This window comes from Actinophytocola glycyrrhizae (genome assembly GCF_042653545.1).
GTDB lineage: Bacteria > Actinomycetota > Actinomycetes > Mycobacteriales > Pseudonocardiaceae > Actinophytocola > Actinophytocola glycyrrhizae.
The window spans coordinates 12,862-26,351 of the sequence record NZ_JBHSIS010000009.1 but is presented as its reverse complement, the minus strand read 5'-3'; the positions used below and the strand labels follow the sequence as shown (position 1 = coordinate 26,351).

Below are 13,490 nucleotides of genomic sequence, written 5' to 3'. Positions count from 1 at the left end.
GCCTACACTCGGCAGATGACCGGCTCGGCAGCCGCACCGAACAGGGACCCGCGCGCCACAGCGGCCAGACAGCGGTGGCCGGAACTGGCTCGAGGTCTTGTGGGGGCGTGCCATCCGGTCCCGGGACTGGCCGTGACGGTGGTGGCCGTGGTGCTTGCCGCCGGCGTCGGGCTCGGCGCCGGTCAGGTGGCGTTGCTCGGCGCCGCCGTGTTCACCGGTCAGCTGTCGGTCGGATGGTCCAACGACTGGATCGACGCCGCCCGGGACCGCGCCGTCGGGCGGCGGGACAAGCCGGTCGCCGCCGGATCCGTCCCGCTGAGGGCGGTCGCCGTAGCGGCATCGGCGGCGCTGCTGGCCACGGTCGTGTTGTCGTTGCTGCTCGGGCTGCTCCCCGCGGCCGCTCTGCTGGTCGGGGTCGCGGCGGCGTGGGCGTACAACCTCGGGCTCAAGGCGACGATCTGGTCCGGAGCCACCTATCTGCTCGCCTTCGGCGCGTTGCCCGTCGCACCGTACGTCGCGCTGCCGGGGCAGCCATGGCCACCGTGGTGGGTGCCGGTCGTCGCCGCGCTGCTCGGTTTCGGTGCGCACTTCGCGAATGTCCTGCCTGACCTGCGGGCGGACGCGGAGACCGGCGTGCGGGGGCTCCCGCACCGGCTCGGTCCCCGCACCGGCGTGATCGTCATGGCGGTCGCGCTGGCCGCCGCCGCGGTCGTGCTCGGCATCGCCCCCGCGACCACGTCGGCCGCGTTCGCGCTCACCTCGTCGGCGGTCGGTGTCACGCTGGCCGTCGCGACCGGCGTGTCCGCGGTCCGCGCCCCGCGCGGCCCGCTGGCGTTCCGGTTCACGATGGCGATCGCGCTCCTGGACGTCGTGCTGCTGATCGCGGTCACCAACTGACCACCGTCGCGACCACCTCGGGCGGGAACCCGGCACCACGGTTCGCACGCGCCTCACCGGGTACTGATGCACAGTCCCCAAGGAGGTCCACGAATGACGACAGCTTCCCGGTATGTGTCGCGGCTGGTCCGCGCGGTGGGGTTCGCCGTGCGTGAGCAGGCCGTCGGCCTGGTCAGCGGTCTGTTCACGACCGCACCCGCCGGACCCGGCGTGGTGGTGGTACCCGGCTTCGCCTGCACGGACCGCGCGCTCACGGTGACGAGCACCTGGCTCACGTCGCGCGGCTACCGGGCGACCGGTGCCGGTATCGGCTTCAACCTGGGATGCACCACAGACCTCGTGACCCGCCTGGTGCGGCGGGTGGAGCACCACGTCGAACGCACCGGTGGGCCGGTCGTCCTCGTCGGGCACAGCCGGGGCGGCTGGCTCAGCCGCATGGTGGCGGTGCGCCGTCCCGACCTCGTCCGCGCTCTCGTCATGGTCGGCAGCCCGGTGCTCGACCCGCTCGGCGCGAATCCCCGTGTCCTCGCCGCCGCCCGGCTCCTCACCCGGCTCAACGTGCTCGGCATCGGCGGCCTGCTCGACGGCGACTGCTTCACCGGCCCGTGCTTCCGGGACAACGTCGAGGCCCTCAACGCACCACTGTCCGTTCCCGCGCTGGCGGTGTACTCCCGCGAGGACCGGGTCGCACCATGGGAACTGTGCCGCGACCCGCACGCCCGATGTGTCGAGGTGACCGGCGGCCACGCCGACCTGCTGCTGAACCCCGACTTCTACACGGTGCTCGAACCATGGCTCAGCGACCGGACGGCCGCGCAGGCCCGGCTCGCCAACGCGCCCGACGCCGCCCTGGCCGTCGCGCACGCCTGATCAGCCACACACCGCCGGTCCGGGGTGGTTGCCAGGTTATGTGGCTACGCGGCGGGTACTCCGCCCACCGGATGTCGCGGTCGGCCGCTGTCGTACGGCCGGCTCGTCGGTGACAACTCGTCGGGAGGACGCGCTGTGCGTGCGATGGTGTACCGCGGGCCGTACAAGGTCCGGGTCGAAGAGAAGGACATGCCGGCGATAGAGCACCCCGGCGATGCGATAGTCCGGGTCACGTTGGCCGCGATCTGTGGCTCGGACCTGCATCTCTACCACGGGATGATGCCGGACACACGGGTCGGCACGACCTTCGGGCACGAGTTCATCGGCGTGGTCGAGGACGTCGGCCCCGGGGTCCGCGACCTCGAACGCGGTGACCGCGTCATGGTCCCTTTCAACGTCTCTTGCGGGACGTGCTGGTACTGCGCCCGGGGGTTGTACTCCAACTGTCACAACGTCAACCCCAACGCCACCGCCGTGGGCGGTATCTACGGCTACTCGCACACCTGCGGCGGGTACGACGGCGGCCAGTCCGAGTACGTGCGGGTGCCGTTCGCCGACGTGGGCCCGACCGTGATTCCCGAGTGGATGGACGACGAGGACGCTGTCCTGCTCACCGACGCGCTCGCCACCGGCTACTTCGGCGCCCAGCTGGGCGACATCGTCGAAGGTGACGTGGTGGTCGTCTTCGGCGCCGGGCCGGTGGGGCTGTTCGCCGCGAAGTCGGCATGGCTGATGGGCGCGGGCCGGGTCATCGTCATCGACCACCTGGAGTACCGGCTGGCGAAGGCACGCGTCTTCGCCCATGCCGAGACCTACAACTTCACGGAATACGACGACATCGTGGTGCACATGAAGAAGATCACCGACCACCTCGGTGCCGACGTCGCGATCGACGCGGTCGGCCCGGAGGCGGACGGCAACGTCACCCAGCACGTGACGTCGGCCAAGCTGAAGCTGCAGGGTGGTTCGCCGGTGGCGCTCAACTGGGCGATCGACTCGGTGCGCAAGGGCGGCACCGTCTCGGTGATGGGTGCGTACGGACCGATGTTCAGCGCCGTCAAGTTCGGCGACGCGATGAACAAGGGCCTCACGCTGCGGATGAACCAGTGCCCGGTCAAGCGGCAGTGGCCGCGTTTGTTCGAGCACGTCCGCAACGGCTACCTGAATCCGAAGGACATCGTCACCCACCGCATTCCGCTCGAGCACATCGCCGAGGGATACCACATCTTCTCCGCGAAGCTGGACGGCTGCATCAAGCCGCTGATCGTCCCGAACGGCAGTTGAGGGAGGTAACCATGACCTACACGTCGGAGCGGCCGCCGCTCGCCGAGTCGCGCGACCAGCTGCGTGCGCGGATCCCGGGCTGGGGGGTGGACCTGGACCCGAAGGACCGGCCGTCGGTGCCGAAGTTGCGGCCGAGGGAGGACCGCACCGGGGCACACCGGGAGTTCCCCGAGCGGCAACCGGAGAAGTGGCCCCGTGAACGGTCGATCGAGCACAAGTTCCTGACGCCGGTCTTCGGCACCTCGTGCCCGCCAAGGGGTATCTCCGGAGAGTTGCGCAAGTACGCGTACCGGAAGTACGGCGAGGCACGGGCCGCGCACTGGCTGCTCCTGCTGGCCGCCGACCGGGTGGACGCGTGGGAGCACCACCTGCGTTCGTTCCTGACCCCGCGTCCCGACAACCCGATCACCCAGACCGGGGTGTCGAGCGAGTTCTCCCACCACGGGATCTCCTCCCGCGTGGGAAAGAAACGCGCGGACGTGGGACACCACCTGCTCGATCCGGTCATCGTCGCCGGACCGTGGGTGCTGGCGGGCGGCCTGGCGTTCTCGGCCGCCAGAACGGTGCTCCGGCGCCGACGCACTCGTCGCGCCACCGAGACGTCGGTCACTGAGGTCGGTCACTGACGGACTGGGATCGGTTCTGTAGGGCCTTCACCTGGACGACTGGCCCTGTCGAGCAGCGTCCGGCACTTCGTGTTGAGGTACTCCGGTCGGAGGTCTGACAAGATGGCCGTGTGGATGTGGTTGCACGCAACAATGTGGTCATCACCGGGCCGGTCGGTGCACCCGTCATCGTGCTGGCGCACGGTTTCGGATGCGACCAGAACCTGTGGCGGCTGGTCGTTCCCCGGCTCGCGCAGGACTACCGGGTCGTGTTGTTCGACCACGTGGGGGCGGGCAAGTCGGATCTCGCGGCGTGGTCCGCGGAGCGGTACTCCTCGCTCGACTCCTACGCTGAGGACGTGCTGGCCCTGATCCGCGAGCTCGACCTCCGGGAGGTGACGCTGGTCGGGCACTCCGTCAGCGCGTCCATCGCCGTGCTCGCGGTGGCCGCGGACCCGTCCCCGTTCGCGAGGCTGGTGCTGCTGACCCCGTCACCGTGCTACCTGAACGACGGCGACTACCAGGGCGGATTCTCCGCGGCGGACATCGAGGAGCTGTTGGAGTCACTGGACGGGAACTATCTCGGCTGGTCGGCCGCGATGGCGCCGGTGATCGCGGGCAACCCGGACCGGCCGGAGCTCGGTGAGGAGCTGACCAACAGTTTCTGCCGAACCGACCCCGAGATCGCGCGGGTCTTCGCCCGAGCCACGTTCCTGTCGGACAACCGGGCCGACCTGACCCGCGTGACCGTGCCGACACTGGTCGTGCAGACCGCCGAGGACGCGATCGCTCCGCGGGAAGTGGGTGAGTTCGTCCGCGACCAGATCCCCGGCAGCAGTCTCGTGACCCTGGACGCGGTGGGGCACTGCCCGCAGCTGTCCGATCCCGGGCCGACCGCGTCCGCCATCGCGGCCTTCGTGACGTCGTGACCACGGACGGTGAGTTCGACGCGCTTCTCGACGACAGCGCCGAGGATCTGTACGAGCACGCGCCGTGCGGGTACTTGTCGACCACGCTGGACGGTCGCATCGTCAAGGTCAACAAGACGCTGCTCGACTGGCTGGGCCGCACACCGGCGGAGGTGCTCGGCAGGTCGCGGTTCACGGACCTTCTCACAGTCGGCGGCCGCATGTACCACGAGACGCACTTCGCACCACTGCTGCGGCTGCAGGGCTCGATCAGCGGCATCGCACTCGAGCTGCGGACGGCGTCGGGCGAGCAACTGCCGGTCCTGGTGACGTCGGTGGTCAAGACGGATTCGGCCGGAGAGCCGCTGCTGGTCAGGACCACGGTGTTCGACGCCCGTGACCGGCGGGCGTACGAGCGGGAACTGTTGCGAGCGCGGCGGGCGGCGGAGCAGGAGCAGGCGCGAGCCACGGAGTTGGCACGCACCCTGCAACGCACGCTGCTGCCACCCGTGTTGCCCGCCGTGCCGGGGCTGTCCGTCGCAGCCCACTACCACCCGGCATCGGCCGACCAGGTGGGCGGCGACTTCTACGACCTGTTCCCGCTTCCGGGCGACCGGTGGGGCGTGTTCGTCGGCGACGTGTGCGGCAAGGGCGCGCCGGCCGCGGCCTTCACGTCCCTGACGCGGTACACGTTGCGGTCGGCTGCCGTGTTCGACGACGATCCGGTGGCGGTGCTGCGCAATCTCAACACGGTGTTGCACCAGGAGCGCAGCGACCGTCAGTTCTGCACCGTCATGTTCGGCGTCCTGACGCTGTCACCGCGGAGCCATTGCACGGTGACGCTGGCGAGTGGAGGCCACCTGCCCGCGCTGTTGCTGGGTGCGGATGGCTCTACTTCCTACCACGACACCCCGGGAGGCCAGCTCCTCGGCTTGCTGCCCAGCGCGCACATCGCGACGACGGTGGTGCGGATGGCCAAAGGCGACACGCTGCTCCTGTACACCGACGGGCTCACCGAGGCCCGCGTGGATGACTCACGGAACCGCCTTGGCGAGGAAGCTCTGCTCGACTTCGCGCGGGCGCATGCCCCGACGACTGCCGAGAAGCTCGTCAAGGACCTGAGGACCCTGCTGTCCACCCTGAGGGTCGACGATGACGTCGCCGCACTCAGCCTGTCGACGTAGAAGAGCGCGTTTTGGGGCGTTCACGCTCCGCAGGGTCCGATGTCCCGAAAGGCGCGTTCGTCGTTTGCCGGGTTCCGTTCCCGTGGGTGAGAACTGGTCCCGTCCCCACCACCGGGGACGGGACCAGCCCCGTACTCAGATCGTGTACGGGATCTCCAGGATCGACCGGGCGCCCTCGGCAGCGGTGGCGCTGGTCCGCAGCGCGGTCGGGGCGTTGCCGATCGCGCTCCACACCTCCAGCCGCACACACCCGTTCGTCAGGTTGACCGGGCTGCCGGTCTGTGCGGCGCGTCCCCGTTCCTGCGTGTAGGTCTCCCAGCCCGCGGCCGGGTCGGTGGCGAAGTAGTGGTACGTCTCCGTTCGCGGATAGGCGCCGGAACCGGTGGGGTCATAGGAGATCCGCACCTGGACGCCGTTCGCGACCGCGGTGCCGGAGTCCACCCGCAACGCGAACCTCGTCTCCCTTGACGGGTCGTGGGTGCCCGTGATGCCACACGCCGTGTACACCCTCGCGTTGGCCGGGGTGCCGTCGTGGTTGGCCCCGCCGGCACCGGCGACGGTGTCCGAGACGGCACCCGTGCCGCCCGCGGTCGTCAGCTTGCCGGGGCTCACCAGCGCCAGCACCGGGCTGGTCACCGGCGGGTCGGTCGGCGGGTCGGTCGGGTCGCCGGGCACCGCGCCGCCGCCCGTCCACGTGTGCGCGCCGGTGGTGGCGGTCTTGCCGGGCGGCACGGTGAGCGTCGTGCCGTCGGAGAAGCGGACGGTCAGGTTCGCGCCGCCGAGGTTCGTGGCGACGTACGTGCGGGCGCCGTTCTTCGTGAACACGGCGTACAGCGGGTGGTCGGCGGTCACGCCCGTGTCGACCTGGCCCAGTGCGCTGAGGTTGCGCAGCCAGTGGAACGTGTGCGCGCGGCTCTCCCCCTCCTCCACGGTGTAGCCGGGGTTGGCCCGGAACGCGGCCAGCGCGGCGTCGGGGTCGGACAGCGCCTGGAACGACCAGATGATGTCCGCCCACGACCTCGGCACCTGGCTGCCCGAGTTGCGGACGATCTCGGCGACGTTGCGGTCGATGTAGTCCGGGTGGTGGCCCAGGTACAGCGAGCCGCCCGTGATCGGCAGCATGTTGATGCCGTGGATCTTCTCGGGGTCCGCGGTGAACCAGGTGGAGTAGGCCCCACCGTCACCCCAGACCATTCCGACCGTCGAGTGCTCGAAGCCGGCCGGGAACGCCTGGTCGGCCGGGTCGAACCAGTAGTTGTGGATGGCGCTGGCCTGCGTGGTGTAGATGTACAGGCCCGCGTCCCGCACCGCGGTGTCCCCGGTGGCCTGGCCCCACTGGATGAGCGCGTTGGCGAAGTTCATGCCCTCCGACGAGGACTCCTGGTTGTTGCCCGCGAAGAACGCGCCGTGCCCGGCCGCCCAGTCGTGCCCGGCGAAGATGTCGAAGTCACGCAGGAACGGGAACATCCCGTCGCCGCGGTCGTAGTTGTTCGCGTCCCGGATCAGCAGGTCGACCATGCCGCCGTACTGGTCGTCGGCCGCCCACTCCGGGTCGAACTTCGCGAGCGTCGCCGCGGCGGCGATGTAGTAGCCGTAGTGGAAGTGGTGGTCGTTGAGGTCGGTGTCCGAGCCGTACGAGGCTGGGTAGCCGATCAACGTGCCCCAGTTCCGGTCGTAGTAGAAGACCCGCTCGGCCTTGCCTTGCGACGCGGTGAACCAGTCCGTGAGCCTGCCGCGGATCGCGTCGAGCATCTTGTCGCGGACGTCGCCGCGACCGACCTGGTCGGCGATCTCGGCGAGCCTCGCGGCCCGGCCCAGCGCCTTGCCGGTCCAGTAGGTGTCGTTGCCGAACCCGGCCAGCGGGTCACCGGCGGCGGCCTGGTCGAGGTGGCCGTTGAGGGTGGCGAGGTCGTCGCCGGTCATGGCGACAGCGGGCACCTCGGGCAGCACACCGTGGTAGCGGGTGTCCGTGGTGAACGAGCCGGTGCCGACGAGGACCTTCATCGGCCCCCGCGGGGAGGTGTAGGTCTGCGCGATCGGGGTGCCGCCCGCCAGGTTCTGCCACTGGTGCGGGTACAGCGCGACGACGGTGCCGGTCCCCGTGCCTTCGAGCGCGTCGGTCGTGAACCGGTAGGTGGCGCGCACGGTGCTGGCCGGCTCGTCGTAGTCCCAGGAGACCGCGGTGCCGGTGATGTGGTTGTGGGCGTACCGGCCGTAGGCGTCGGCAAGACCGGTCCGGTCGGCGTCGGCGCCGTCGGGCAGCACCGCGACGGAGAAGTAGCCCCTGCCTGCGAGGTTCGAGGAGATCGAGCCGCCGGAGACCGTCCACTGCGCACCGGAGGGCGCGTAGGCGACGTAGTCGTGCCCGTCGACGGTGAAGCCGACCCGGCTGCCGGTGCGGTCCCACACGGTCGGCGCGCTCGCGAAGCTCAGCAACGCGTCGCCGCCGGTCACGCGTGCGTGGACGAACGGTGAGCCGTGCCCGATCGTGGTGCGCAGGGTGCGGGTGCCGTCGGACCAGTACGGGCTGACCGTCCAGTCGGTCCAGCCGTCGACTTTGGATTCGGCGGCGTTCAGGCCGGCGACCCCGAGGGTGAAGTCGGCGCCGTACTGGAAGTGGTACTCCCCCACGGTCGTCGGGGTGCCGGAGATGGTGGGGGTCGTGGCGTAGTCGACGCCGAGTCCACCCGCGACCGTGTCGAAGGAGAACGGGTGCGCCATCAGGTTGTCGGAGAACGCGCACTCGGTGCGCTTGTAGACCAGCGACGACCACCAGTCGTTGGTCGGTACCGGGCCTGCCGGGGCGTTCGCGGTGAGGTGTTTGCGGGGGTTGGTGGCGATGTCGCCGCACGCGGTCGGCAGCGAGGCGCCCGCGGGCAGTGCCGTGGTGTAGCTGCCCGCGCCGATCGGTTCGGCGCCGGCGGGCACCGTCGCGAGCAGGGGAAGCGCGGTACCCACGATCGCCGCGGCTGCCACCGCGGCGATCGTGCGCGGTCCGGAGCGGTTGCGCATGAGGGCTCTCCTTTGAGCAGGGGTGCAGGGCGGCCCTCGCACACAGGAAGAAGTGGCGAGGACCGTGGAAGCGCTCTCACACTGTCTAGCAGTTCACTCAGCCGAGGGTCAACCGTCCGGTTTGCCGGTTCCGCATCATCGAGGCCTGTCACCCCTACGGCTGCGGTCGTTGGCGTGCCTCCGTCAACCGGTCACAGGCTGCCGGGTACCGGTTCCCGGCGCGAGCGGTCCGAACCGGGCCACACGTACGGGAGGTCGTCGGGTGTGTCCGGAAAGAACGGCCGGTAGTGGGTGGGGTCCTTGCGGACCAGGGCGGACCGGTGGCTCAGGTGGAAGGCGATCTCGCCGAGCCATGGCGGCAGTTCGCCGGCACGGGCCAGGTCGTGTTGCGTGCGCACGAGGTCGCAGCCCGTCGCCCGGTGCAGATCCTGGCGGAGGGTCACCTGACAGGTGTCCTGCCTGCCTGCCGCGCACCAGACCGCGCAGATCTCCAGGCCGTAGCGGACGAGTGCCTCCTCATAGCCTGCCCACATGGCGGCGGCCGGATGGTGCCGCCATCCATACCCCGCCACCGTCAGGGCACGCAGCACCTGGATGGTCTCGACCCGCTGCTTGCCCAGCCGCCGCACGTCGAGAACCGCCGCGGTGGCGGAGAAGTCGGCACAAGGGAGGAAGGTCTGCACGGTCATCTGGCTACCCGGTACCGCTGGGGCGACACCCCGGCCAACCTGCGCCGAATGGTTCGGTGGGAGGCAGGGGGTATGCGACATCCCGGAAGAGCGAGGGGAGCGGTGGTGGCCGAACGGGTCGACGTGGTCGTGGTGGGCGCCGGGCTGGCAGGCCTGGCGGCGGCATGGCACCTGCAGAAGGCCGGTCTCGACGTGGTGGTCTGCGAGGCAGGCAACGCCGTCGGCGGGCGGGTGCGCACCGACGTGGTCGACGGGTTCCGGCTCGACCGGGGGTTCCAGGTCCTGCTGCCCGCCTATCCCGCGGTCCGTGCCCTGCCCGGGCTCAGAACGCTGCGACTGCAGCCGTTCACCCGCGGCGTCGTCGCCGTCGGCCCCGGTGGCCGGTCCGAACTGGTGCCACCGTGGCGAGGACGGTCCTCGGACCTGGCGCGGTTCGCCATGCGTCATCCACGGGACGCGGCCGCGCTCGCCGCCTTCTCCCTGCGCGACGCGGTCGCACCCGCCAAGGTGCTGCGGAACCTCCCGCAGCGGTCGACGGCAGCGGACCTCACCATCTCCGACGACGTCGTCCGGGAGGTCCTGCGGCCGTTGCTGGCCGGTGTGTTCCTCGACCGCGAACTGCAGACCTCCTCCCGCGTGTTCCACCTCGTGTGGCGGTCGTTCCTGCGCGGCGGTGGCGCACTGCCCGCGGCGGGTATGGGGGCACTGCCACATCTGCTGGCATCTCGCCTCCAGCCGACCACGGTGCGGTACGGCGCGGAGGTCGCGGAACTCACGACCGACGGGGTGCTGCTGCGGTCACGGAAGAAGTTCGACGCCCGTGCGGTGGTGGTCGCGACCGACGGTGCGAGCGCGGCACGGCTCGTGCCCGGCGTGGCGGCGCCTCGGTGGCATTCCGTGACCACCCACTACTACCGGCTCGCCGCGCCGCCACCCGGCGCCGACCGGAACCTGCTGGTGGACGGCGAGAACGGGCTCCTGCTGAACACCGCGGTGATCAGCAACATCGCGCCCGGCTACGCACCACCGGGAGAAGCGCTGATCGCGGCGTCGGTGCCCGAACGCCTCGACGACGCCGTGCCGGAGAGCACCGTTCGCGAGCGACTGTCGCAAATGTATGGCTCGAGTACCCGCGACTGGGACCTGCTGACGACGTACGCGATCCCGCACGCGCTGCCGGTGATGGGTCCGCGGCACCCGCTTCGCAAGCCGGTACGACTGACCGCGGGCCGCTACGTGTGCGGCGATCACCGTGACACCAGCTCGGTCCAGGGGGCACTGGTGTCCGGGCGCCGTGCCGCGACCGCGGTACTGCGCGACCTGGCCTAAACGCGGTACCGGCACCGAAATGGGTGGAACTGCCTGCCGCGCGCACGAAAATTACCGCGGCCGGAAACGCGAACAGTGACCGGCGGTATCACCTGTCGCCCAATGGTCTGACAAATGCGGCACGGTGAGAAGTGCCGCTTTTCCCGGGTACGCCTTCCGAAGTCGAAAACTGACCAAGGAGGCGAGCAATGAAGAACGCGTTCACCGCCATCGCCATGTCGGCGGCACTGGGCCTGAGCGGTCTGACGGGCACGGTCCAGGCGGAACCGAGCTATGAACAACAGGTCATCGCGCTGACGAACGAACACCGCACCGCGAAGGGATGCGCGGGTCTCGCGGAGAACAGCGCACTGCGGACGGCGGCACGCGGCCACAGCAAGGACATGGCCGCGCACGACCACATGTCCCACCAGGGCACGAACGGCTCCGATCCCGGCGACCGGATCACACAGGCCGGGTATCCGGCGAAGAAGTGGGCGGAGAACGTGGCCTTCGGCCAGCCGAGCCCGAAGGAGGTCGTCGACGCGTGGATGGGGAGTGCCGGCCACCGGGCCAACATCCTCGACTGCGGCCTCGCCGAGATCGGCGTCGGCCACGTGGTGAACGCGGAGGGCGTGCCGTACTGGACCCAGAACTTCGGCACCCGCGGTTGACGACGACACACGATCCAGCCGTCAGGACATTCCCGAAATGCGTCGGCGGCACGTGAAATCGTCCGGTTCACGTGCCGCCGACGAATCCGCGATCGACGATGTGCCTGTGCGGTGGGCGATCGCGGCGACCCGACCGCGAGAACCGTTCCGGCCGAAGGGTGAACTCCCCGGGTCCGGCATGCGGGAGATCCGACCCGTCCCCCGGGTCGACCAGCGCATCGGGTGGGCTGGTTGACACCCCTCCGGCATTCTCACATAACGTGAGGGCGTGAGTTCTGTTGCCCGCGCCGCCGCCCCTGCCGCCCCTGCCATGCCTCCGGCCCTGCCGCCGGGCGCCCTTCGTGTGATCGCGCTGGGTGGTCTCGGGGAGATCGGCCGGAACATGACCGTGTTCGAACACCACGGCAAACTGCTGGTGGTGGACTGCGGGGTGCTGTTCCCCGAGGAGCACCAGCCCGGGGTGGACGTGATCCTGCCGGACTGGTCGGTACTGCGGGACCGGCTGTCCGATGTGGTCGCCGTGGTGCTGACCCACGGGCACGAGGACCACATCGGCGCCGTGCCCTACCTGCTGCGCGAACGTCCCGACATCCCGCTCGTCGGTTCCCGCCTCACGCTGAGCTTCATCGGCGCCAAGCTGGCCGAACACCGCATCAAGCCCGAGACCATCGAGGTCCGCGAAGGCGGACGGCTCACCCAGGGCCCGTTCGACCTGGAGTTCCTCGCCGTCAACCACTCCATCCCGGACGGACTCGCCGTCGCGATCCGCACCGACGCCGGCCTGGTGCTGCACACCGGTGACTTCAAGATGGACCAGTTCCCGCTGGACGGCCGGCTCACCGACCTGCGGGGTTTCGCCCGGCTCGGCGAGGAGGGCGTCGACCTGTTCCTCGTCGACTCCACCAACGCCGACGTCCCCGGCTTCACCACCGCCGAACGGGACCTGACCCCGGCCATCGAGCAGGTGTTCCGCACCACGCCAGGGCGGGTGATCGTCTCCAGCTTCGCCAGCCACGTGCACCGCATCCAGCAGGTCCTCGACGCCGCGCACGCCGGCGGCCGCAAGGTCGCCCTCGTCGGGCGCTCCATGCTGCGCAACATGGGCCTGGCCATCGAGCTGGGCTACCTCACCGTCCCCGACGGGCTCCTCGTGGACCAGAAAGCCATCGAAGCACTCCCCGCCCGCCAGGTCACACTGATCTGCACCGGATCCCAGGGCGAACCCATGGCGGTGCTGGCCCGCATGGCCGCCCAGACCCACCCCATCAGCGTCGGCGACGGCGACACCGTCCTGCTCGCCAGCTCACTGATCCCCGGCAACGAGAACGCCATCTACCGCGTCATCAACGGCCTGTCCGCACTCGGCGCGAACGTGGTGCACAAGGGCAACGCCAAGGTGCACGTCTCCGGCCACGCCAGCGCGGGTGAGCTCGTCTACTGCTACAACATCGTGCAACCGTCCACAGTGCTGCCCGTCCACGGAGAACACCGGCACCTGCGGGCCAACGCCGAACTGGCCGTGCGGACCGGGGTGGAACGAGACCGCGTCCTCATCAGTCGCAACGGAGACGTCATCGACCTCCACAACGGACGCGCCACCGTCACCGGCGCCGTCGAGGTCCACAACATCTACGTCGACGGCCAGACCGTCGGCAGCGCCACCGAAGCCACCCTCACCCAACGACGCGCGCTGGGCACCGAGGGAGTCCTCACCGTCGTCGCGATCGTCGACCCCGACACCAGCAAGCTCACCGAGGAACCCGACATCATCGTCCGCGGCTTCGAACACGGCCCCGACGACTTCGGCCCCCTCACCGCCGCGCTGGAGAAGGCCCTCGCCAGAGCGGCCGAACGCGGCAACACCAAGCTCGAGGACCTCGAGGACGCCATCACCCGCGAAACCCAGAAATGGGTGCGCAGAGCCTTCGGCCGCCAGCCCGTGGTCATCCCCGTCGTCATCGACGCCTGACGCCGCATCGACGCCTGACGCAGTCCGCCGGACTCACGGCACCGACCAGCCGACCGCGAACTTTTACCCTAACGTTGGAGCGGCGTCGTG

Annotated in this window: 11 protein-coding genes; 9 read left to right on the top strand and 2 right to left on the bottom strand. The window is 70.0% G+C overall.

Features of this window, described 5'->3' with window-relative positions:
- Positions 1-15: 15 nt before the first annotated feature.
- The 6 genes from ACFPCV_RS20015 to ACFPCV_RS19990 all read left to right on the top strand — a co-directional run bounded on the left by ACFPCV_RS20015 (position 16) and on the right by ACFPCV_RS19990 (position 5,748).
- On the top strand, positions 16-897 hold the full coding sequence (locus ACFPCV_RS20015; RefSeq protein WP_378057771.1) for a UbiA family prenyltransferase: 882 nt from the start codon (positions 16-18) through the stop codon (positions 895-897).
- A gap of 93 nt (positions 898-990) precedes the next feature.
- On the top strand, positions 991-1,767 hold the full coding sequence (locus tag ACFPCV_RS20010; protein ID WP_378057770.1) for a lipase family alpha/beta hydrolase: 777 nt from the start codon (positions 991-993) through the stop codon (positions 1,765-1,767).
- A 144-nt stretch (positions 1,768-1,911) separates the two neighbouring features.
- Positions 1,912-3,051 (top strand): zinc-dependent alcohol dehydrogenase, encoded by a 1,140-nt coding sequence (locus tag ACFPCV_RS20005; protein ID WP_378058083.1) that lies wholly within the window; start codon positions 1,912-1,914, stop codon positions 3,049-3,051.
- Between the two features lie 11 nt (positions 3,052-3,062).
- Positions 3,063-3,677 (top strand): hypothetical protein, encoded by a 615-nt coding sequence (locus tag ACFPCV_RS20000; protein ID WP_378057769.1) that lies wholly within the window; start codon positions 3,063-3,065, stop codon positions 3,675-3,677.
- A 110-nt stretch (positions 3,678-3,787) separates the two neighbouring features.
- Positions 3,788-4,585 (top strand): alpha/beta fold hydrolase, encoded by a 798-nt coding sequence (locus ACFPCV_RS19995; protein ID WP_378057768.1) that lies wholly within the window; start codon positions 3,788-3,790, stop codon positions 4,583-4,585.
- The gene (locus ACFPCV_RS19990) at positions 4,582-5,748 is read left to right on the top strand and encodes a PP2C family protein-serine/threonine phosphatase (protein ID WP_378057767.1); all 1,167 of its coding nucleotides are present in this window, start codon (positions 4,582-4,584) and stop codon (positions 5,746-5,748) included. The genes ACFPCV_RS19995 and ACFPCV_RS19990 overlap by 4 nt, the downstream gene beginning before the upstream one ends.
- Before the next feature lie 135 nt (positions 5,749-5,883).
- On the opposite strand, the gene ACFPCV_RS19985 is transcribed toward ACFPCV_RS19990, so the two are convergent.
- Positions 5,884-8,760, bottom strand: a complete 2,877-nt coding sequence (locus ACFPCV_RS19985) for a glycosyl hydrolase (protein WP_378057766.1) — start codon at positions 8,758-8,760, stop codon at positions 5,884-5,886.
- A 191-nt stretch (positions 8,761-8,951) separates the two neighbouring features.
- Positions 8,952-9,443, bottom strand: a complete 492-nt coding sequence (locus tag ACFPCV_RS19980) for an MSMEG_6728 family protein (RefSeq protein ID WP_378058082.1) — start codon at positions 9,441-9,443, stop codon at positions 8,952-8,954.
- A gap of 111 nt (positions 9,444-9,554) precedes the next feature.
- On the opposite strand from ACFPCV_RS19980, the gene ACFPCV_RS19975 reads away from it, so the two are divergent.
- The 3 genes from ACFPCV_RS19975 (at position 9,555) to ACFPCV_RS19965 (ending at position 13,400) form a co-directional block, all read left to right on the top strand.
- Positions 9,555-10,778 carry an NAD(P)/FAD-dependent oxidoreductase gene (locus ACFPCV_RS19975; protein WP_378057765.1) on the top strand — a complete coding sequence of 408 codons (1,224 nt, stop codon included), beginning with the start codon at positions 9,555-9,557 and terminating at the stop codon, positions 10,776-10,778.
- A 188-nt stretch (positions 10,779-10,966) separates the two neighbouring features.
- Positions 10,967-11,431: a CAP domain-containing protein gene (locus ACFPCV_RS19970; RefSeq protein WP_378057764.1), complete on the top strand. Its 465-nt coding sequence runs from the start codon at positions 10,967-10,969 to the stop codon at positions 11,429-11,431.
- A 310-nt stretch (positions 11,432-11,741) separates the two neighbouring features.
- The gene (locus ACFPCV_RS19965) at positions 11,742-13,400 is read left to right on the top strand and encodes a ribonuclease J (protein WP_378058081.1); all 1,659 of its coding nucleotides are present in this window, start codon (positions 11,742-11,744) and stop codon (positions 13,398-13,400) included.
- The last annotated feature ends 90 nt before the right edge of the window (positions 13,401-13,490 follow it).